General features: G+C 74.6%; 17 protein-coding genes. 5 read left to right on the top strand and 12 right to left on the bottom strand.

The annotated features are described in order from the left end of the window. Positions 1 to 2 precede the first annotated feature (2 nt). The 8 genes from AB0K03_RS38980 to AB0K03_RS38945 all read right to left on the bottom strand — a co-directional run bounded on the left by AB0K03_RS38980 (position 3) and on the right by AB0K03_RS38945 (position 11,456). A complete protein-coding gene (locus AB0K03_RS38980; protein WP_364696478.1) occupies positions 3 to 1,004 on the bottom strand; it encodes a PP2C family serine/threonine-protein phosphatase in 1,002 nt (333 codons plus the stop codon). 22 nt (positions 1,005 to 1,026) lie between these two features. Beyond that, positions 1,027 to 3,201: a tetratricopeptide repeat protein gene (locus AB0K03_RS38975; protein ID WP_364696475.1), complete on the bottom strand. Its 2,175-nt coding sequence runs from the start codon at positions 3,199 to 3,201 to the stop codon at positions 1,027 to 1,029. Beyond that, complete coding sequence (locus tag AB0K03_RS38970) at positions 3,198 to 4,388, bottom strand: hypothetical protein (protein ID WP_364696472.1); 1,191 nt, start codon at positions 4,386 to 4,388, stop codon at positions 3,198 to 3,200. The genes AB0K03_RS38975 and AB0K03_RS38970 overlap by 4 nt, the downstream gene beginning before the upstream one ends. An 8-nt stretch (positions 4,389 to 4,396) precedes the next feature. Then, a complete protein-coding gene (locus AB0K03_RS38965) occupies positions 4,397 to 5,362 on the bottom strand; it encodes a glutamate ABC transporter substrate-binding protein (protein WP_364696469.1) in 966 nt (321 codons plus the stop codon). Beyond that, positions 5,362 to 6,684: a hypothetical protein gene (locus AB0K03_RS38960; RefSeq protein ID WP_364696466.1), complete on the bottom strand. Its 1,323-nt coding sequence runs from the start codon at positions 6,682 to 6,684 to the stop codon at positions 5,362 to 5,364. The genes AB0K03_RS38965 and AB0K03_RS38960 overlap by 1 nt, the downstream gene beginning before the upstream one ends. Positions 6,685 to 6,770: 86 nt before the next feature. Continuing rightward, the gene (locus AB0K03_RS38955; protein ID WP_364696463.1) at positions 6,771 to 8,318 is read right to left on the bottom strand and encodes a long-chain fatty acid--CoA ligase; all 1,548 of its coding nucleotides are present in this window, start codon (positions 8,316 to 8,318) and stop codon (positions 6,771 to 6,773) included. Between the two features lie 88 nt (positions 8,319 to 8,406). Next, a complete protein-coding gene (locus AB0K03_RS38950; protein ID WP_364696460.1) occupies positions 8,407 to 10,713 on the bottom strand; it encodes an FtsX-like permease family protein in 2,307 nt (768 codons plus the stop codon). Next, positions 10,710 to 11,456, bottom strand: a complete 747-nt coding sequence (locus tag AB0K03_RS38945; protein WP_364696457.1) for an ABC transporter ATP-binding protein — start codon at positions 11,454 to 11,456, stop codon at positions 10,710 to 10,712. Before AB0K03_RS38945 ends, AB0K03_RS38950 begins: the two co-directional genes overlap by 4 nt. Before the next feature lie 111 nt (positions 11,457 to 11,567). Between AB0K03_RS38945 and AB0K03_RS38940 the strand changes: the two genes are divergently transcribed. After that, a complete protein-coding gene (locus tag AB0K03_RS38940; protein ID WP_364696454.1) occupies positions 11,568 to 12,806 on the top strand; it encodes a sensor histidine kinase in 1,239 nt (412 codons plus the stop codon). 41 nt (positions 12,807 to 12,847) lie between these two features. Further along, positions 12,848 to 13,435, top strand: coding sequence for a response regulator transcription factor (locus tag AB0K03_RS38935; RefSeq protein ID WP_364696509.1), 588 nt, complete (start codon positions 12,848 to 12,850; stop codon positions 13,433 to 13,435). Here the strand turns inward: AB0K03_RS38935 and AB0K03_RS38930 are convergent. From AB0K03_RS38930 to AB0K03_RS38920, 3 genes are all read right to left on the bottom strand, one after another. Beyond that, positions 13,420 to 13,587, bottom strand: a complete 168-nt coding sequence (locus AB0K03_RS38930) for a hypothetical protein (protein ID WP_364696451.1) — start codon at positions 13,585 to 13,587, stop codon at positions 13,420 to 13,422. The genes AB0K03_RS38935 and AB0K03_RS38930 overlap by 16 nt on opposite strands. A 70-nt stretch (positions 13,588 to 13,657) precedes the next feature. Beyond that, the gene (locus AB0K03_RS38925; RefSeq protein WP_364696448.1) at positions 13,658 to 14,503 is read right to left on the bottom strand and encodes a DUF1028 domain-containing protein; all 846 of its coding nucleotides are present in this window, start codon (positions 14,501 to 14,503) and stop codon (positions 13,658 to 13,660) included. Positions 14,504 to 14,707: 204 nt separating this feature from the next. Further along, positions 14,708 to 15,793: a hypothetical protein gene (locus tag AB0K03_RS38920; protein ID WP_364696445.1), complete on the bottom strand. Its 1,086-nt coding sequence runs from the start codon at positions 15,791 to 15,793 to the stop codon at positions 14,708 to 14,710. Positions 15,794 to 15,891: 98 nt separating this feature from the next. Between AB0K03_RS38920 and AB0K03_RS38915 the strand changes: the two genes are divergently transcribed. The 3 genes from AB0K03_RS38915 (at position 15,892) to AB0K03_RS38905 (ending at position 18,675) form a co-directional block, all read left to right on the top strand. After that, positions 15,892 to 16,455, top strand: coding sequence for a helix-turn-helix domain-containing protein (locus tag AB0K03_RS38915; RefSeq protein ID WP_364696442.1), 564 nt, complete (start codon positions 15,892 to 15,894; stop codon positions 16,453 to 16,455). A gap of 31 nt (positions 16,456 to 16,486) precedes the next feature. Then, positions 16,487 to 17,008 (top strand): GNAT family N-acetyltransferase, encoded by a 522-nt coding sequence (locus AB0K03_RS38910; RefSeq protein ID WP_364696439.1) that lies wholly within the window; start codon positions 16,487 to 16,489, stop codon positions 17,006 to 17,008. Positions 17,009 to 17,178: 170 nt separating this feature from the next. Next, on the top strand, positions 17,179 to 18,675 hold the full coding sequence (locus tag AB0K03_RS38905) for a M1 family metallopeptidase (protein ID WP_364696436.1): 1,497 nt from the start codon (positions 17,179 to 17,181) through the stop codon (positions 18,673 to 18,675). A 25-nt stretch (positions 18,676 to 18,700) separates the two neighbouring features. Here AB0K03_RS38905 and AB0K03_RS38900 read toward each other — a convergent pair whose 3' ends face one another. After that, positions 18,701 to 20,008: an extracellular solute-binding protein gene (locus AB0K03_RS38900; RefSeq protein WP_364696433.1), complete on the bottom strand. Its 1,308-nt coding sequence runs from the start codon at positions 20,006 to 20,008 to the stop codon at positions 18,701 to 18,703. Positions 20,009 to 20,013 lie beyond the last annotated feature (5 nt).

Below are 20,013 nucleotides of genomic sequence, written 5' to 3'. Positions count from 1 at the left end.
CCCTACGGGTGGAACGGTACGAGGACGACGGTGATGTTGTCGGCCCCGCCGGCGTCGTTCGCGAAGGCGATCAGGGCCCGGGCCGCGGAGATCACATCAGGTGCTTCGCGTACGGCGCCACGCACGGCCGACGCGAACGCGGCGGGGTCGGTGAGATAGTTCCACAGCCCGTCGCTGCAGAGTACGAGCAGGCCCGGCTCCCCGGGGCGCAGCGTGTCCGTGCGCGGCCGCACGGGTCCCGCGTCCGCGCCGAGCCAGGCGGTGATGGCGTGCGCCTTCGGGTCGTTCCAGGCCGACTGCGGGTCGACGCCGAGCGCGATCGCGTGCGTGGCCCAGGAGTCGTCCTCGGTGAGCTGCCGGGCGTCACCGTCCTCCGGGACCCAGTACGCGCGGCTGTCGCCGACCCAGCCGTACCCGATCTCCGTGCCGCGCACGCACGCCGCCACGATCGTGCAGGCCGGGTTGGACGCGGCCCGCCGCGCGTCGGTGGCGGCCAGGTCCGCGACCGCGGCGCCGGCGGCCGTGATCGCCTCGGCGACGCGTCCGGCGAGGTCGCCCCCGGAATCGGCGGGCGCGGCCCGGCCCGCCACGTCGGCCCCGCTTCCGGCGAGCACCTTGCCCGCCGCCTCGGCGGCTGTCGCGGACGCCACGTGCGGATCGAACGACGCGGACACGCCGTCGCAGACCACGGCGTCGACGTCGGCGCCGCGGGTGGCCAGCCACATCGCGTCCTCGTTGCGGTGATGCCGCAGCCCGCGATCGGTCACCGCGGCTGCCACCGGGCCGCCGTCGGCCTCGGCGTGGTCGCGGGGACGCGCGGCGAGCATCCCGCACGTGCCGCAGTATCCGTCGGCGTCGATCGCGCCGGCCGGGCCACAGGAGGGGCACACCGGGCCCGCCCCGGCCGGCGACCCGGTGGCCAGGGCGCGGCCGCAGCTCTCGCAGAAGGCGGCGCCGGCGGCCCGCTCGTCGGCGCACGCGGCGCACTCCAGGGAAACGGTCACGCGGCGCACTCCAGGGGAACGGTCATGTGCGGGTCCTCGGTCGGGAGGCGTTGGCGAGATCGACGAGCCGGATCCGCTCCGGTCCGTGCGCGGCCCGGGCCATCTCCCGGTAGGCGGCCTCGAGCGCGAACCGGACGTCGCGTTCCCCGGCGGTGCCGTCGCCGGGCGTGCCCAGCACCGCGACCGGCACCGGAACCCCCGCGGCCAGCGCCCGCAGAGCCTGCTCCAGCAGCTCCGCGCGCAGGGCGGCGAGCTGGGCGGCCTCCATCTCCAGGCGCTCGATCAGCGCGGCGGCGGCGGTCAGCGCGGCCACGTCGGCCCGCGCGGTGGGATGGGCGCGGACGAGGGCCCGGACCGCGCCGACCTGCGAGCTGCGATGCGCGGCGGACGTGCCCGGCACCCGGTTGTACGCCTCCACGGCCCCGTCGCGGTCACCCAGGGCGAGCCGGCACCGGGCCAGCCCCGTCGCGGCCGTGGTGTACGCCGGATCCGTGCGGCTGGCCACGTCGTACAGCCGCGCGGCCTGCTCGTGCCGCCCGGCCAGCTCCAGGCTCAGCGCCAGGGCCAGCTTCGGTGCGAGCTCGCCGGGCAACGCCGAGTAGACGGCGTCGAAGCGGTCCGCGGCGCGCCCGAAGTCCCCGGCGGCGAGTGCCAGCACGCCGTCGTACCAGGCGATCCGCCAGTCCACGCCGAACGCCGCCGCGATCGCGTCGCGCAGCTCGGCGGCCTGGGCGAAGGCGTCGGGCCCGATGTCGATGTACGCCCGCAGCGCCCGCAACCGTACCTCCACGGTGTGCTCGGGCGCCTTGCCGAGCAGCGCCAGCACCTCGCGCGGGTCGGTGACGGTGACCGAGGCGAGGAACCCGGCGGCCGGGTCGGCCAGGTCCATCATGGGCGCCGGCAGGAACCGCCACTGCGGCTCGTCGCTGCGCGGGTCGGTCCGCAGCTCGCCGGTGAACAGCCGGGACGTCGCCGGGCGGGGTTCGCCGTCGGCGGCGGCCAGCACCTCCCGCAGCACGCCGAGCATCTGCTCGGCCATCTCGCCGGCGTCCTCGAACCGCTCGGCCGGGTCGAGGTGGGTGGCGCGGGAGAGCAGCCGGTAGAACGAATCGTGCCGCCGGTACACCTCGACCTCGTCGCGGTCCGGCAGGCTCTCCTTGAAGGTGCTCTGGTAGCCACGGAACTCCGTGGTGAGCACGGCCAGAGTCCGGCCGATCGTGTAGAGGTCGCTCTGGATCGACGGTCCGGTGCGGGCCATCTCGGGCGCCTGGTAGCCGACCGTGCCGTACAGGGCGGCGTCCAGGTCGTCGACGTGCACCACGCCGCCGAGGTCGATGAGCCGGACCTGGTCGCCGGTCTGGATGACGTTGTCCGGCTTGAAGTCGCAGAAGATCAGGCCGCGGTCGTGCAGGTAGCCGAATGCCGGCATGATCTCGAGCACGTACGCGAGCGCCTGCTCCACCGGCAGCGGGTCCGCGGCGCCCGCCTGCTCCCGGCGCTGCTTGAGGATGCCCTTGAGCGACTCGCCGCCGACGTACTCCATGACGATGTAGCCGGCGCCGTCGTGCTCGACGAAGTTGTAGATCCGCACGATGTTCGGATGCTCGACCTCGGCCAGGAACCGGCGTTCGGCCACCGCCGCCGCCAGGGCGTCCTCGTCACCGGAGTTGAGCAGGCCCTTGAGCACCACCCAGCGGTCCGAGACGTTCTTGTCGACCGCCAGGTAGATCCAGCCGAGGCCGCCGTGCGCCAGCGGGCCGACCACCTCGTACTGGCCGGCGACCAGGTCGCCCTTGCCGAGCTTCGGCGTGAAGTCGAACGGTTCGCCGCACGACGGGCAGAAGCCGGAGGTTCGGCCGGGACGGTCGCCGCGGGCCCGCCCGACCGGGTTGCCGCACTTGCCGCAGTAGCGCCGGTCCTCCGGGACCTCCGCCACGGCCATCACCGCGGTCGCCGGGTCGCGCGGCTCCAGCGGGGCGACGTCGACCAGGCCACCGCCGAAGCGGCGCCGCCGGCTGCCCGTCCGCGCGCTGCCGGTGCGCGCCGACCCGCTCGTGCGTGAGGACATCGCCGCCGTACGGACGGAGGGCGCGGTGACCGCGCGCTGCTGAGGCGCCGGCGTCTTGGCCGGGGCCATGCCACACGTGTCGCAGTAACCGTCCTGAACGGTCCCCGGGCAGTTGCGCTGGCACTTCATCGGCGGCCCTCCCTCGCGGTCGTCAGCGCGGAGACCGCGTCCTGGTACGCGCCCACGGCGGCCCGCGCGGCCTCGAGGTCACAGGGCGCGGTGTAGAGCAGCCCGCGCGCGCGTTCGGCGAGCGGCGCGAGCACGGGATCCTCGGCCACGCCGCGGCTGCCCGCCTTGGCCTCGTACGCGCCCAGCCGCCCGCGCAGCTCGTCGCGCGCCGACAGCAGCCCGGCGTTGCGTGCGGCGGCCCCCTCCAGCCCGGCGAGGCGTTCGCGTGCCTGCCGGGTCCACGCGGCCAGCCTCGGACTGATCAGCGACCAGTGCCCGGCGGCGGCGAGCGCGTCGATCGCGGCGAGGTCGGGGCCGAGATCCGGGCCGGTCACCGTGGCTACGGCGGCGTCCGGGAACCGGCCCGCCGCCCGCTGCTCGGCGGCCGCGGCGGTGTGCGCGGCCGCTGCAAGCCGGGTCGCCAGGGCGTGCGCGTCGGCGAGCCGCTGGGTCAGGGCCTCGCGCAGCTCGTCGGCGGAGGTGCGTTCGGCGTCGGCCCGGTCCAGCAGCGCCCGGACGTCGGCGAGCGCTCTCTCGTCGCAGCCGAGCGGGTCGGTGGCCAGCGTGGCGGTGAGGTCGCCGAGGCGGCGGTCGGCCTCGTCCAGCAGCGCCGAGCTGGTCAGCGTCCGCAGCGTGGCCAGGCGCGCGGCGGCGTCCGCGGCCGCGGGCAGCAGCCGGTGCCACACGTCGCCGGCCCGGGTCGCGACGCCGACCGCCAGCTGGAACGCGGCCTCCATCGCGGACAACAGCTCGGCGGGGGAGCAGCTCGTGGTGACCTTGCCGGCGCCGAGCAGCCCGCGCCGGGCCAGCGGCACGGTGGTCGTGGACAGCGCGATCGACCGGCCCAGCACCTGGTCGATGTACGCCGACCGGTCCCGGTCGCCGAACCGGCGCTGCCCGCGGGCCTCCCGGGCGGCGGTGATCAGCGCGGTGAGCTGGCCGTAGCCGTCCCACAGCTGGGTCAGCGCGGCGGTCGCGTCGGCCCACGCGGCGGCGGTCGCCCCGGTCAGCGGGCTGCGGTCCAGGTCCCGCCGGGCGCTGTTGTCGTCGAGGTCCACGAGGTTCGTGGCGATCGCCTCGGCGGCGGCCTCGAGCCGGGCGAGTTCGGCGTCGGCGCGGGCGAGCAGGTCGGTGAAGGGGGCGCTCATGACCGGCGTCAGTCCCGGTACTGCGCGGCGGGCGGGCGCGGGGCGGGTCCGAGGTCGCCGAGCCAGCGCTCGTACGTCTTCTTCCAGGTGCCGTTCGCCCGGTTGCGCTCCAGCACGGCGTTGACGAAACGGGTGAACTCGGGGTGCTTCTTCGAGATCGCCATGCCGTACGGCTCCTGCGACATGCGCGGGCCGACGACCTTCGCGTACGGGTCCTGCGCGGCCAGCCCCACGAGGATCGTGTCGTCGGTGGAGATGGCGTCGACCTCGTTCTGCTGGAAGGCCACCAGGCAGTCGGCGAACCCGGCCCGGGCGACCGCGACCGGCTTGGACGCGGCGGCGGCGATGTTGTCGTAGGAGGTCGAGCCCTGCGCCGCGCACACCTTGCGGCCACCGAGATCGCCGATGCCGCGGGCGTCCGAGGTGGACGAGACCAGCACCTTCTGCCCGGCGTCGTAGTAGATGGTGGAGAAGTCCACGTCGCGCCACCGGTCGCAGTTGGCGGTCATCGTGTCGGCGACCAGGTCGACCGGCTCCTCGGCGTCCACGGCCTCGACGCGGTCGTCGTATCCGATGACCCTGATCTGGATCTTGTCGGGGTCGCCGAAGATGGCGGCGGCGATCTGCCGGCCCATGTCCACGTCGAAGCCCTCGATCTTGCCGGTGAACGGGTTGCGCGAGCTGAACAGCAGCGTGTCCTGGCTGGTGCCGAGGATGAGCCGGCCGCGGTCCTGGATCGTGCGCATGTACGTGCCGGCCGGCATCGCGCCCGGCTTCGGCAGCGGCGCGGACGGGCGCCGGCTGGCCCGCGGGTTGCAGGACGTGTCGGCGGGCGTACCCGGTCCCGGCGCGGTGGCCGCGGCCGACGGCGCGGCCGAGGCCTCGCCGCGCGGCCGCGACGAGTCGCCGGAGCAGCCACCCGCGGCGAGCGACACGAGCAGGACGGCGGCGACGGTGACGGCACGGGCGCGCATCAGCGGTACTCCTCCAGGCGGGCCCGCAGGCCGGCGGCCGCCAGGCCGCAGACCACCAGCGCGAGCAGCGGCCCCACGACGGTCAGGAGGCCCAGCCCGCGCCCGGCGGCGTCGATCTCGCGGGTGAAGGCCTCCTTGCGGTCCTCCAAGGCGCGGCCCAGATCGCCGGTGAGCGAGGTGAATGTCTGCGTGGTGGCCTCGCCGACCGCCAGGCGCACCGCGTCGTCGTAGCGGCCGCCCTCGTCCAGCGCGCGGATCTGCTTGTGGGCGTTCTCCCAGTCGCGGCGGTGGCGGGCTGCGGAGTCCACGGCCTGCCGGGCGCTCCCGTCGGTGCCCCGGCCGGCCTGGTCGAGCCGGCGGGTCAGCTCCCGGCTGGTCACCTCGTACGGGTCCTTGCCCGGCTCCGGGGAGCCCTGCCGGGCGACGAGGGTGAGCGCGTCGTCGCTGCGCTCGCGGAGCGCGTAGATGCGGGCCTCGGCGAGCAGCGCCACGGGCGCCGAGCCGTCGCGGGCGGCGTCGTTCAGGTGCGAGCGCTGCCCGGTCAGGATCATCGCGGTGGTCAGCGTCAGCGCCAGCGTCACGGCGGTGGCGACGAGCAGGGGGATGTTGAACGTACGGCGGGTCGTGCGGCTCAGGTGCACCTGGGTGACCAGCAGCGTCACGAGCAGCGCCGCCAGCAGGACCACGAGCAGGGCGGACCACCACGAGGCACGCGCGCCGGCGTACCCACGGTCGACCTCGTAGCGGGCGTCGCGGAACAGCATCTGGGCCTGCGGCTGCAGCGAGTCGCGGCTGAGCTGCGAGGCGGTCGACAGGTACGACGCGCCGACCGGCAGCCCCTGGCGGTTGTTGGCCCGGGCACTGGCGACCAGGGCCGCATACCGGGGGATGCCGGCCGACAGCGTGCGGATCGCCTCCGCGGCCGTCCCCGACGGCGGGGTCCGCCGGGCCGCCGAGGTCAGCGCGGTGGTGGCCCGGTCGAGGTCGGCCTCGTAGCGGCGGGTCAGCTCGGCCGGCTCGAGGCCGCCGGCCAGGAACGCCTGCGCCGCGGTGGTGTCCGCGTCCGCGAGCGCCGAGTAGATCGTCTCGGCCTCCACGAGCAGCGGCTGGGCCCGGTCCCCGAGGTCGTCGGTGCCGGCCCGGGCCGCGGCGGCGGTCAGGCCGGCGACGAGCCCGGTGAGCAGGCCGAGCACGACCAGCGTCGTCAGCAGCAGCTGCAGCCGGCCCGGGGAGGTGTGGCGCAGCGCCCGCACCCGTCGCAGGACCCCGCCCGGCGCCGGGCCTGGGGCGGGCGCCGGGCGGTCCAGCTGTGCTGTGCTCAAGCTTCCTCCGTGGTGCCGGCCGACACCGCTCACTGTGCCGTACCCACGCAAACGATCTCCGGCCGGATGCGCCACGCCCGGCCGTGTCAGGACAGCTCGCGCTTGAGCAGCTTGCCGGTGGCCGTCATCGGGAGGGACTCGACGAACGCGACGATGCGCGGGTACTTGTACGAGGCCATCTGCTCCCGCGACCAGGCGACGAGCTCCTCCTCGGTGACCGTGGCGCCCTCCTTGCGGATCACGTACGCCTTCACCTCCTCGCCGTGGCTGGGGTGCGGCACGCCGATGACCGCGGCCAGCGAGACGGCCTCGTGGGTCATCAGCACCTCCTCGATCTCACGCGGGTACACGTTGAAGCCGCCCCGGATGATCATGTCCTTGGCGCGGTCGACGATGTAGTAGAAGCCGTCCTTGTCGCGCCGGCCGAGGTCGCCGGTGCGGAACCAGCCGTTGTTCATCACCTCGGCCGTGGCCTCGGGACGGTTGTAGTAGCCGCGCATGATGTTGTGGCCGCGGATGGCGATCTCGCCGATCTCGTCCACCCCCTCGACGGTGTTCCACGACTCGTCGATGAGCTTCACCTCGACGCCCCAGATGGGGATGCCGATGGAGCCCGGGCGCGGGTCGCTGTCGGGGTCGCTGAACGTGGCCACCGGCGAGGTCTCGCTCAGGCCGTACCCCTCGAGGATCTGCACGCCGAGCCGGGTCTTGACCTCCTTGATGATCTCGACGGGCAGGCTCGAGCCGCCGCTGACCGCGATGCGCATGTTGCGGGCGATGCGCTCCACGTCGACGCCCTCGGACAGCGCGTTGAGCAGGCCCCAGTACATCGTCGGTACGCCCGCGAAGAACGTGACGTCCTCGGTCTCCAGCAGCTTGACCGCGCCGGCCGCCTCGAAGCGCGGCATGAGCACGAGCGTGGCGGCCGAGGAGAAGCCGGCGTTCATGTTGACGGTGGAGCCGAAGGAGTGGAACAGCGGCAGGACGAGCAGGTGCGTGTCGGTGCCGGGCCGGGACTGGAACAGCCGGTTGCAGGTCAGCGCGTTGAGGATCAGGTTGGAGTGGCTGAGCTCGGCGCCCTTGGCCTGTCCCGTCGTGCCGCTGGTGTAGAGGATGACGGCCGGGTCGGTCTCGGCGGCGAGCACCGTCTCGAAGACCGGCGACTGCCCCGCGAGCGCCTGCCCGAGGGTCTCGGCGCCCTCGACCGGCGAGGCGGCGGCCGGGTCGGCGGTGATCAGGAAGAAGTGCTCGCAGCCGTCGGCCTGGCTGAAGCCGGCGTGCCCCTCCGAGCCCATCGGCAGCTCGGGGGTGCCCTGGAAGCAGAAGTACGCCTTCGCCTCCGAGTCGGCCAGGTGGTACGCGATCTCGCGCCCCTTGAGCAGCACGTTCAGCGGCACCACCACCGCGCCGGCCTTCAGGATGCCGTAGTAGACGACCGGGAAGTACGGCAGGTTGGGGCAGGACAGCGCCACCTTGTCGCCCGGCCGGATGCCGCGCGACACGAGCAGGTTGGCGATCTGGCTGGCGGCCGCGTTGACCTGCGCGTACGACAGCCGCTGGTCGCCCAGCACGACCGCCGCGCGCTCGGGGTAGTGCCGGGCGCTGTCCTCCAGGAACACGGAGAGGTTGAGCATGCGTGGGTCTCCTCGGCAATCCGCTTCGACGTCGGGGTTCAGCTCAGCATGCCGTACGCGGCGGAAGAACCCCCGTTTCGGTTGGGTTTCAGCGCGACCGCGCGCGCAGCACCGGCCCCCCGGCGGCGACCACCGCGACCAGCGCGCAGGCCAGCGCCACGAGTGCCGACTGCCCCCACGGCACCACGACCTCGACCGCCTGCTTCAACTCCTCCTCGACGGCGTGCTGCATGCCCAGCAGCGCGACGGCAGCCACCGCGCCGCCCAGCAGCGTGCCGGCCGTGACGGTGAGCAGGGCCTCGGCGGTCGTCAGCCGCAGGACGTGCCCGGTCCCGCCGCCGGCCAGCCGCAGGGCGGTGAACTCGCCCCTGCGCGCCGCGGTCGCCATGAGCAGGGTGTTCGCCACCGCGAGACCGGTGTAGCCCACCGACAGGCCGATCAGTACGAGCAGGAAGATCCGGATGATCCGGCCCTCCACGTCGATGCGTTCCCGGACGTAGTCGCCGGCCGGGAGCACCTTCATGCCGGGGGCGGGGACGGCCGGGCCGTCGAGCAGCACCGCGTCGGCCAGGGCGGCGGGGTCGTGCTCGCGGATCAGCTCCCGGGGCAGCGTGACGAGGTCCGCCGGGCCGTCGTGGGTACCGGTCACGGGCAGGGTCGTGGTCGTGCCGTCGGCGAACGCGACCGGCACCCGCTCCGGACGGTCGCGCAGGTCGCGGGAGAGCCGTACGCCGTGGACGCCGTCCTCGCCCGTCGCCTGGTGGCCGCTGGTGACGCCGCCGATCGTGACGAGGACCTCCGTGCTCAGCGCGTAGTCGCCCGGCTGCGCCGCTGCGACCGGGGCGGGCAGGCCCGGGGTGCCGTCGGGAGCGGCTACCGTCGCGGCCGGCAGCTTCGCGGCCTCGTCGATCCCGGCGGCCCTCTCGATGGTGGCGACGGTGCCGGTCAGCAGCGCGGCGAACCCGACCGTGAGCAGCACCGGGGCGGCCGTCGAGGCGACCCGCCGGACGCCGGTCAGGGTGCCCTCGCGGACCAGCATCCCGGTCGCGCCGCGCCGCCACGGCCAGGTCACGACGCGGACGAGCGGCACGATCACCACCGGCGCCAGCAGCGCCGCGGCCACCAGCAGCAGCATGGCCGAGCCCAGCGCCGCTGTCGTGCGCGTCATGACGGGCAGCGCGGGCAGGGCGGCCATGAGACCTCCGCCGCCGGCCGCCGCGAGCACGCCGCCGATCCAGCGCGGGACCGTCATCGCCCGTCGCTCCACCGCGGCGTCGCGTAGCGCGTCCAGCGCCGGGACCCGGCTCGACCGGCGCGCCGACGCCCACACCCCGGCGAGGGCGACGACCACACCGAGCAGGAACGAACCGGCCAGGGCGAGCGGCTGCGCCGAGACGGCGAAATCCGCCGGTTCGAGCCCGGCGGCCACGAGAGGCGGCGCGAGCAGGGGAGCGGCCAGAGCCCCCAGCGGTACGCCCACAGCACCGCCCAGCACGGCCACGACGAGGGTCTCGGCGTACATGAGGCGGACGACCTGGCCGGGTGTGGCCCCGACGGCGCGCAGCAGCCCGATCTCCCGGCGGCGCTGGGCCGCGCTGAGCGCACAGGTCGACGCCACCACGAACACCGCGACGAACGCGCCGAGCGTCACCATGGCGATGAGCAGCTGCGCGCCCAGCCACCGGGTACGCGTGACCGCCTCCTCCTCCAGACTGTCCCGTTCCGCCCCGGTCAGCACGGTCCCCTCCCCGCCCACGACGGACTCGGCGGCCGCCGCGACGGTGTCCGGGTCGCCGGTGACGGTCAGGCCGATCACCCGGACCCCTGCCGCCAGCGCCTTCGCGGCCGTGTCGCTGACGTAGAACCCGGGCCCGTCCACCGTCCCGGTGACCGTCCACGTCGCCGGCCCCCGCGTGGTGAGTACCTCGATGCGCGAGCCCGGCGCCATCCCGGCGACCGCGACCTGCCCGGGGCTCTGCGGCGCCGTGCCCGCGGTGAGCCGGTAACCGCCGAGCACCGCCGACGACCAGGTGTGCCCGTCGGTGCGGGCGCCGTCGGGATCCCCGGTCGCCCGTCCGCCGGCGAGGCGCTGCACGTAGAACGCGGGGTCGGGGACGGCCGCCGTGACACCCGGCAGCGTCGCCAGGCGTGCGGCGAGCATCCGGGCCTGGCCGGCGGTCCAGGAGCGGTATTCGGGGTAGCCGTCACGGCCCGTGCCGACGCTCGGCGAGTGCACGAGAACGGGGCAGGCGTCGTAGCGGGCCGGGGCCTGCGGGCGCGACGACGCCCAGAGAGTGGTGGCCCCCGCGACCACCGCCACGCCCAGCGCGATCGCCACGAACGTGCCGGCGAACGCGGCGAACCGGTGCCGGACCATGGTCAGCGCGAGACTCATCGCTCCTCCAGCCGGGCCATCCGCAGGGCGATCCCGGACGCGCCGGCCGGGCCCGGCAGGTGGTCCACGACCCGGCCGTCGGCCAGGAACAGCACCCGGTCGGCGAAGGCGGCCGCGTACGGGTCGTGCGTCACCATCACGATCGTCTGCGCGTGCCGGTCGACGGCGGCCCGCAGCAACCGCAGCACCTCCCGCGACGCCGTGGTGTCCAGGGCGCCGGTGGGCTCGTCGGCGAACACCACCGCCGGCCGGGTCACCAGCGCGCGGGCGATCGCCACCCGCTGCTGCTGACCGCCGGAGAGCTCGCTGGGCCGGTGCCGGGCCCGGTCGGCCAGCCCCACCTCGGCGAGCATGGCCTGCACCTCGCCGGCGGCCGGGGCGCGGCCCGCCAACCGCAGCGGCAGCGCCACGTTCTGCTCCGCGCTCAGCGCCAGGATGAGGTTGAACGCCTGGAACACGAAACCGACCCGTTCGCGGCGCAGCTTCGTGATCGCCCGCTCGGACAGCCCGGCGAGCGCGACGCCGTCGATCACCACCTCGCCGCGGGTCGCCCGGTCGAGGCCGGCGGCGCAGTGCAGCAGGGTGGACTTGCCCGAGCCGGACGGGCCCATCACCGCCGTGAAGGTGGCCGGGGCGATCGCCACGTCGACCGCGTCGAGGGCGGTCACGGCGGCTGTGCCCGTACCGAAGATCCTGGTGACGGCCCGCAGCTCGACCGCCGTGCCGATTGTCGTGATGGTCATGCCGACGAGCCTTCCGGCTGCCACGGCGGCGCACAGTCACGCGGCGGCGAGGATCGAAGGTATACCCAGCACTACCGTCCGGCGGCCGGCCCGCCGGTAGCGTCACTGTCCATGCCGCCCCGCAACGCCCTGGACGCGCTGACGATGCGACCGACGCGCTTCCTCGTGTCGTCGTGGCCGTGGCGGTCGCTGGCCTATCTGACCGGGGGCGCGCTGCTCGGATTCGCCACCATCTTCGTGGTGCTGGGGCTGCTCGGTGCCGGGCTGGTGCTGTCGGTCGTGGTGATCGGGGTGGCCGGCTACCTGGCGACCGTCCTCAGCGGGGTCGCCGTCGGCCGGCTGGAGCGGTGGCGGATGCGGCTCATCGACCGCGACGAGCTCAGCGACCCGCACCGCCGGCCCGACCGGCCCGGGCTGCGCGCCTGGCTGATGTGCCGGCTGCGGGAGCAGGCCACGTGGCGCGAGCTCGGCTACACCATGGTGTCCGCGCTGGTGCTGTGCTGGATGGACGCCGCCGTCGTGACCGCCGCCGTGTTCGTGCCCACGACGTTTCTGTTCGCGCCGATCTACCTGGACGAGAAGCCGTTGTCCGCCACCGTGCCGCTGACCCTGCTGGCGCCGATCGCGTGCGTCGTGGCGGCGTACCCGGTCACGGCGTGGGCGGGCGCGCGGGCGGCGATGGCCCGGGCGATCCTCGCGCCGCGCAGCGACGACACGGACGCCAAGCTGGTCGAGCTCACCCGCTCCCGGGCGCGCCTGGTCGACGCGTTCGAGGTGGAACGCCGGCGCATCGAACGCGACCTGCACGACGGCGCCCAGCAGCGGCTCGTGGCGTTGAGCATGCAGCTCGGGCTGGCCCGGCTCGAGGTGGCGCCCGGGTCGCCGGCGGAGCCGCCGCTGCGGGCCGCGCAGGATCTCGCCAAGCAGGCCCTCGCCGAGCTGCGCGAGCTGATCCGCGGCGTGCACCCCAAGGTGCTCACCGACCGGGGGCTGGCCGCGGCGGTGGGGGACGCTGCCGGGCATGCGCCCGTACCGGTCGACCTGGATCTGCGGATCGACGGGCGGCTGCCGGAGGCGGTGGAAGTGGCGGCGTACTTCGTCGTCGTGGAGGCCCTGGCCAACGTGGCCAAACACAGTGCGGCCTCGCGGGCCGCGGTGACCGCGACTGTCCACGGTGGCCGGTTGTGCCTCGACGTACGCGACGACGGCCGGGGCGGCGCCGATCCCGGCCGGGGGAGCGGGCTCGTCGGGCTGGCCGACCGCGTGGCGGCGGTCGACGGCACCGTCGGGCTGTCCAGCCCGCCCGGTGGCCCTACGCTCGTGCACGTGGAGATCCCGTGCGGGTCGTGATCGCCGAGGACGGCCTCATCGTGCGCGAGGGCATCGCCGGGATGCTGCGCCGCTTCGGCCACGACGTGGTCGCGGCCGTCGCCGACGCGCCCGCGCTGCGCGCCGCGGTGGCCGAGCAGAAGCCCGACGTCGTGGTGACGGACGTACGGATGCCGCCCGGCTTCAGCGACGAGGGTCTGCAGGCGGCGATCGAGCTGCGTGCCGCCGACCCCGAGCTGCCGGTGCTCGTCCTCAGCCAGTACGTGGAGCAGACGTACGCCGCCGAACTGCTCGACTCCGGCCGGTCCGCGGGCGTCGGCTACCTGCTCAAGGACCGCATCGGCGAGGTGACCGAGTTCGTCGACGCGCTGGAGCAGGTGGCGGCCGGCCGTACGGTCGTCGACCCGGAAGTGGTCCGGCAGCTCCTCGGCCGCCGCCGCGACCCGTTGCAGCGCCTCACACCGCGCGAGCGGGAGGTGCTCGCGCTCATGGCCGAGGGGCGGTCCAACACCGCGATCGCCCGTACGCTGGTCGTCACCGAGGCGGCCGTCGCCAAGCACATCGGCAGCCTGCTGGCCAAGCTGGACCTGCCGCCGGACGCCGACGACCACCGCCGGGTCCGGGCGGTGCTGGCCTACCTGCGCGGCTGAGCGGCCGCGCGTTCCGGCTGCGGCTCCGGCGCCGGCCGGGAGGCGGGGTGCTCGACGGCCGCCATCACCGCCGCCATGCCGAGGACACCGAGGGACATGTCCCGGGCCTCCTCGGGCGCCTCGGCCTCGGCCACCCGCTCGACGTGCTGCATGCGCTTCCCCGTTCGCCGCTGAACCGGACAAACCGATCCTCTCAGGTCCTCCGGCGGCGGGAGGGCGGTTTCACGAAGCGGCGCGCAGGTGGGCGAGGACCAGCGGGTCGATGCGGCCCGCCACGATCCGCTCCTCCAGGTTCTCGACGCCGGCCCAGCCCGCCAGCGCCTCGTCCAGGTCCGCCGCGGCCGGCCCGGCCTCGTGGCCCGCCGCGGCGAGGCGTTCGCGCACCTCGCCGGCGAGCGGGCCGGTCAGGTCCAGCAGCGTCGCGGGGTCGGGGCGCTCGAAGTACAGCGTGTGGACCTCCAGCAGCCGGGCGAGCTCGGTGACCGGCGCCGGATGGTCGTCCACGCGCAGGTCGACCCAGACGTCGCTGGTGCCGCCGTACCCCATGCCCCGGGCCACGACGTACAACGCCGCGCTCTGCCGGCCGCGGCGGTCGCCGCCCGCCTCGTCACCGGCGCGCAGCGTCGCGAGCAGCCGGTACGCGAGCCGCTCCTGCGCCGCGGTCGCCAGCCACGCCGCCCGCATGTCGCCCACCACCTGTGGGCCGGCGAGCATGTTGCCCTGGATCGCGAAGCCGTCGCCGGCCGTGCCGCCCGCCCACTCGTGGCACGCCGTACCCGTGAACGTGGCGCCGGGCCCGTCGGCGCCGACGACGCCCACCTGCCGGTGATCCACCGGCCCGGCGTCCCCCGCGATCAGCGCGGCCACCGTCCCGGTCGCGGCCACCCCGGTTCTCATCAGGGCCAGCGCCTGTTCCTTGTACGCGAGGTTGGCGTACGACTGGGTCGCGACCGCGCCGACGTCGGCGAGGGCGGCCGGCACCGCGGCGCCGACTCCGAGGAACTTGCTGGCCACGGCCACGCCCAGCGCCTTGCCGTCGGCCGAGCGCGCCACGATCGAGAACGTCATGGCCCGCACGGTATCCGAGTTGTAACACGACGGGGGAAGACTGCGGGGTAGCACCGGGCCGCGGTCGGCGGGAGGCAGCCGCGCCGCGCCCGCACCGGCATGATGCCGGCCGTGCCCGCCGCCGCCCCGGCGTGGCCGGCCACTGTGATCGCGGGCGGGCCGGATGGTTGCCGTCACCGGCCCGCCCGCATCCACCCGGCGAAGCTATCTCGCGGCGTTCTCGGCGATGAGGTACTCGCCGCCGCAGGACTCGGCGAGAGACGGGCCGAAGAGCGCCGCCGGGGTGAACGCGCCGGGCCGCCCCTTGCCGGCGAGCAGCCGGCGGGCCACCTCGGCCGGTACCGCGCCGGTCCACGCCTGCGCTTCGCCGAGCCGCAGCCAGCCCTCGCGCTTGGTGCCGTCAGCCCAGGTCACGACCGCGTGCCCCCACGAGTGCTCGCGCGGGCGAGGCCGGGCGGCGACCCTCATCGTGGCCAGCCGGCGCCGGGCGAAGGAGCGTACGGGCCCGATCGCGAGCAGGGCCGTGGCCGGCGGCAGGACGGCGCGGACGAGCGGCGAGGAGGGGGCTTCGCTGGACGCCGCCACCACATCCGGGGCGCCGCTCGCGCGCTGGGCCGCGATCAGCTCACCGAGCGGCATGCTCGCCGTGGTGACCGCCGAGCCGTCGGGGAGCGTGAGCCGGGTGGCGTCGCCCGCGAGCCGCGCGGCGACCATCCGTCCCTCACGGTAGCGGCGGCCCTGGAAGCGGCGGCCGCCCTCGACGCCGGGCAGCCCTTCGAGGAGCGTTCCGGCCAGGGCCTCGCCCACGACGCCCGCGTCCATGGCCAGGGACGGAATCATGTCCACGCGTACGCACTGAGCCGCGGCCCGGCCCTCGCAGAGCCGCACGACGACGCTCTCGGTGGCCGTCACGCCGAAGCCGGCACCCGTCACGACCGTACGGCCGGCAGCCGCCACCTCCTCGCCGCGTCCGAGCGTCGCCGAGACGGCGGCCAGGTCGTTCGCGAGGTCGACGTAGTGGCTCGCCGGCAGGCACGCCCGGACGAGCTCCGCCGCCGTCTCGGTGAACGGGCCGATCGTGCTGACGACCACGGCGGGCCGCTGCCGGCGGATCTCGGCCGCCACCGCCTCGACCGATGCGGCCACGACCGTGCGGTCACCGCCGGCCACCGCCGCCAGCCGCCCGGCGTCCCGTCCGACCCGTACCGGGCTGATGCCGCGTTCCCTCAGCGCGGTGGCGATCGCGCGCCCGCTGCGGCCGGCGCCGCCCAGGATCCACACCTCAGTCATGGCACAGCTCCGCCCTGTCCGGCGCCGTCCCGGTGACGACATGCCGTGTCATCACCGTGCCGCCTCATGACATGACGTGTCATCACTAGGATGGCGGGGTGAGCAGATGGCGACCCGACGCGCGCGAGCGCCTCCAGGCGGCGGCCCTCGACCTCTTCGCCGAGCAGGGCTTCGCCGCGACGACGGTGCCCGCGATCGCCGCCCGCGCCGGCCTTACCACCCGCACCTTCTTCCGGCACTTCGCCGACAAACGCGAGGTCCTCTTCGCCGACGACGCCGAGGTGCCCGCGATGGTCGCGAAGCTGATGGCCGAGGCGCCCGCCACCGCGGAGCCGATGCAGCTTATCGTCGAGGGCCTCCGGACCGTCGCCGCGACCCGCTTCGAGGGCCGCAAGGCCGCGCTGCGCCACCGCCGCGACCTGGTCCGCTCCGACGAGGGATTGCGCGAGCGGGACCTGCGCAAGCGGGCGGCCATGGCCGAGGCGGTCCGGGAGGGCTTCCTGGCGCGGGGCCTCGATGCGACCCGGGCCGCTCTGCTCGCCGAGACCTGCGTGACGCTGGTGAGCGTCTCGATCGCCGAGTGGCTGGACAGCGTCGACGACCGCCGCCTCGACGAGATCCTGCGGGACGTCCTGGAGAAGCTGCGCGCCGAGCTCGCATGAGGCCCGATATGGCGCCGACTACGGTGGACGCGTGCCGGAGTTGATCGCGCCGAACGTCCGTCTGCACGACGCGTGGCTGGAGGCCCACCACGAGTGGGGTCCGGGCTTGCACGAGGACGGCTTCGGCATCGGCGCCGCGGACGACGTGCGCTCACCCGGCGGCTTCGCGGCCTGGGTGGCGCGTCTGGCCCGGCAGTCCGACCCGGCGGTGACCGTCGAGGCGGGCCGGCACGGGTGCGCGTACCGGTGGATCGTGGAGGACGACCGTGTGCTCGGCGGGATCGCGCTGCGGTACGGCGACGACGAGTACGTCGCGTGGGCGGGCCACGTCGGCTACGGCATCCGGCCGTCGGCTCGGCGGCGCGGCCTGGCCACGTGGGCGCTGGGCCGGATGCTCGAGGAGGCGCCCACGCTGGGCCTCGAGCGGGTGCTGGCCGTCTGCGCGGTCGGCAACGTCGCGTCGATGACGACGATCGAGCGGTGCGGCGGAGTCTTCGAAGGCGTCCGGGAGACGAAGTCCGGGCCGCTGCGCCGGTACTGGTTCCAGCTCTGAGGCTGGCCGGAGGGGCGGGGGGTCGCCCGCGTCCGGCTCCGGTGGCTGCGGATGACGAGCGATCCCGCCGAGCGTCCCGGGCCGCGCGAAGTCGACGTTCTTCGATAGGTTGCGGGTGACTCATCCACGCCGGACCGTGACCCGGTCCGCCGACGGAAGGATGCCCGACCGTGCGACGAATCCTGGTGGCGGCCGCCGCCACCGTGTTGACCCTCGCCGGGACCGCCGTGCCCGCCGCCGCCGCGCCCGCACCGGGTGGCGCGGGGCTCGGGGACGAGTACTTCCCCGACTACGGCAACGGCGGCTACGACGTCTCCCATTACGACATCCGGCTGCGGTACTACCCGGACCAGGACCGGCTGACCGGGACGACCACGATCCTGGCCACCGCCGAGCAGGATCTCAGCTCGTTCAACCTGGACTTCATCCTCGACGTCGCGTCGATCAAGGTGAACAACCGGCCCGCCACGTTCGTCCGGCAGGGCGACCACGAGCTGGTCGTCACCCCGGCGCGCACGCTCGCCGACGGGCAGGCGATGACCGTGGTCGTGCAGTACTCGGGGGTGCCGTCGAACAAGGTCGCGGCCGGGTACACCGCCTGGATCCGTACCCCGGACGGTGCGCTCGCGGTCGGGGAGCCGGAGGAGGCCTGGTGGTGGTTCCCGAGCAACGACCATCCCTCCGACAAGGCCACCTTCGACGTCTCCGTGTCGGTGCCGGACGGCGTCGAGGTGATCAGCAACGGGGTGCAGCCGCGGAACCCCACGCCGGAGATCCTGGGCTGGACCCGGTGGTACTGGCGGTCCGCCAAGCCGCAGGCCACGTATCTGGCGTCGCTGGCGATCGGGCAGTACGACATCACCCGGGACGTGACGCCGGACGGGCAGCCGGTGATCAACGCGTACTCGAAGCTGCTGCCCGCCGACTTCGACGCGGCGGCCCGGTCCAGCGTGGAGCGTACGGCCGAGATCACCGACTGGGAGAGCGGCATCTTCGGGCCGTGGCCGTTCGAGGCGCGCGGCGGGGTCGTGGCACCGCCCGGCACGCTCGGCTTCGCGCTGGAGAACCAGACGCGCCCCAACTACTCGGCCGCGTTCTTCCGGGGCGGCGCGAACACCTATGTGATCGTGCACGAGAACGGCCACCAGTGGTTCGGCGACTCGGTGTCGGTCGCGCAGTGGAAGGAGATCTGGCTGAACGAGGGGTTCGCCAGCTACGCCGAGTGGTTGTGGTCGGAGGCGCAGGGCGAGGGCACCACCGACGAGATCTTCGACTTCCTGTACGCGACGGAGCCCGACGACTTCTGGACCGTGCAGCCGGGTGACCCCAGCGCGCCGCTGCTGTTCGACAACGCCGTCTACGACCGGGGCGCGATGACGCTGCACCAGCTGCGCCGTACGGTCGGCGACGACGACTTCTTCGAGATCCTGCGGACGTGGACGGCCGAGCACCGCTACGGCAACGCGACGACCGAGCAGTTCATCGCGCTGTCGGAGAAGATCTCGGGCCTGCAGCTCGACGACCTGTTCCGGACGTGGCTCTACACCCCGTCGAAGCCGGTCCTGACCGCGGGCGCGGCACGGGCCCTCGCCGCGAAGAAGGCGGTGCCTGCGCCGAAGTCGTGGGCGCAGATCGAGCGCACCCACACGCTCCTGCACGAGCACTGATCCGCCGACCCGGGCCCGCAGGCGGTCACCTGCCCTGCAGGGCCCGGGTCAGCTGGTCGGCGAGGTCCCGGGGCAGCCTCGGCTGCCGGCCGGTGAGCACCTCGGACACCTGCAGGTTCAGCTGCTTGCTGAACGCCACGTAGTTCGGCGACATCGGGCGCAGCTGCGCGGTGTCGACGGCCTCGCGCAGCAGCGGCGCGTACGGGTACTTCTGTTTGATCGTCTCGTTCTCGTAGACCGCGGCCCGGGTGGCGGCGAATCCGCCCGGGTCGAACAGCATCTCCTGGCTGCGCTGGTTGGTGAGGAACTCGATCAGCGCCTGCGCGGCTCGCGGTTTCCGGGTTCGCTCGGAGACGGCGAGGTTCTGCCCGCCGAGCACGCTGGGACCGGGCAGCTTCGCCACCGCGAACGGCACCGGCCGGCGTCCGCCCCCGGCCGGCTCACCGCCCCCGCCGCCGGCCCGCGGCTGGTCGCCGGCGAGCATCGTGCGGTAGGCGACGGGCCAGTTGCGCATGAACAACACCCGGCCGTCCTGGAACGCGCCCCGGCTGCCCGCCTCGTCGAACGACGTGGACTCCGGCAGCACCACGTGCGGCCCGGCGTCGCGGCGGGGCGTCAGCCGCCGTACGGCCTCGTCCCACCGGTCCAGGTCGAGGCTGACGCGGCCGTCGGCGGCGACGTCGAGGCGCCCGCCCGCGGCCCACACCGCCTCCAGCACGTTGACCGTGAGGCCCTCGTACCGGGCGAGCTGCGTGGTGTACGCGCCCTCGAAGCCCTTGCGTCCCGCCGCAGCCACGATCTCCGGCCAGGTGAACGGCGGCTCGAGCCCCTGATCGGTGCGGTAGTAGAGCAGGCCGGCGTCGGTGTTGAACGGCAGCGCCCACAGGCGCTCGTCGTACCGGCAGGTCTGCAGCGGTTTCGCCATGAACGCGTCCCCCGGCCGTTCGGCCAGCAGCTTCTCGTCGATGGGCCGGATGAGCCGCCGCCCGGACGGCGGGTGGGCGAAGTACGCCGTCCACGCCACGTCCAGGTTGAAGATGTCGGTGTCGCCGTCCTCCGCGCGGTTCGCCATCTCGAACCACTGCCCGTCCGCGTCCTGCGGCACGGTGACGATGCGGGCGCGGTTGCGCGGGTGGCTGTCGTTCCAGAGGTCGATCAGGCGCTGGCGCTGGCCGCCGGTGCTGTCGTCCTGCCCGCTGAGGACGACCAGCTCGCCCGGCTCGAGCTCGGGCGGCCCGGCGAACGGTCCGAAGAGGAACAGCGCGGCCGCCACCGCGGCGCCGGTCAGGTTGCCGGCGGCGAACAGCCACCACGGCTTGCCGCGTACGCGCATCCGGC

Source organism: Actinoplanes sp. NPDC049316 (assembly GCF_040677315.1).
In the GTDB taxonomy this organism is placed as follows: Bacteria; Actinomycetota; Actinomycetes; order Mycobacteriales; family Micromonosporaceae; genus Actinoplanes.
The sequence above is the reverse complement of the archived record's forward strand: the minus strand, read 5'-3'. Positions and strand labels throughout refer to the sequence as shown.

What these genes read in the sequence shown, in the direction of transcription:
- AB0K03_RS38955 (WP_364696463.1), bottom strand. Translation starts at nt 8,318, where the DNA reads ATGCTCAACCTCTCCGTGTTCCTGGAGGACAGCGCCCGGCACTACCCC.
- AB0K03_RS38965 (WP_364696469.1), bottom strand. Translation starts at nt 5,362, where the DNA reads ATGCGCGCCCGTGCCGTCACCGTCGCCGCCGTCCTGCTCGTGTCGCTC.
- AB0K03_RS38930 (WP_364696451.1), bottom strand. Translation starts at nt 13,587, where the DNA reads ATGCAGCACGTCGAGCGGGTGGCCGAGGCCGAGGCGCCCGAGGAGGCC.
- AB0K03_RS38900 (WP_364696433.1), bottom strand. Translation starts at nt 20,008, where the DNA reads ATGCGCGTACGCGGCAAGCCGTGGTGGCTGTTCGCCGCCGGCAACCTG.
- AB0K03_RS38975 (WP_364696475.1), bottom strand. Translation starts at nt 3,201, where the DNA reads ATGAAGTGCCAGCGCAACTGCCCGGGGACCGTTCAGGACGGTTACTGC.
- AB0K03_RS38935 (WP_364696509.1), top strand. Translation starts at nt 12,848, where the DNA reads ATGCTGCGCCGCTTCGGCCACGACGTGGTCGCGGCCGTCGCCGACGCG.
- AB0K03_RS38950 (WP_364696460.1), bottom strand. Translation starts at nt 10,713, where the DNA reads ATGAGTCTCGCGCTGACCATGGTCCGGCACCGGTTCGCCGCGTTCGCC.
- AB0K03_RS38920 (WP_364696445.1), bottom strand. Translation starts at nt 15,793, where the DNA reads ATGACTGAGGTGTGGATCCTGGGCGGCGCCGGCCGCAGCGGGCGCGCG.
- AB0K03_RS38925 (WP_364696448.1), bottom strand. Translation starts at nt 14,503, where the DNA reads ATGACGTTCTCGATCGTGGCGCGCTCGGCCGACGGCAAGGCGCTGGGC.
- AB0K03_RS38970 (WP_364696472.1), bottom strand. Translation starts at nt 4,388, where the DNA reads ATGAGCGCCCCCTTCACCGACCTGCTCGCCCGCGCCGACGCCGAACTC.
- AB0K03_RS38945 (WP_364696457.1), bottom strand. Translation starts at nt 11,456, where the DNA reads ATGACCATCACGACAATCGGCACGGCGGTCGAGCTGCGGGCCGTCACC.
- AB0K03_RS38940 (WP_364696454.1), top strand. Translation starts at nt 11,568, where the DNA reads ATGCCGCCCCGCAACGCCCTGGACGCGCTGACGATGCGACCGACGCGC.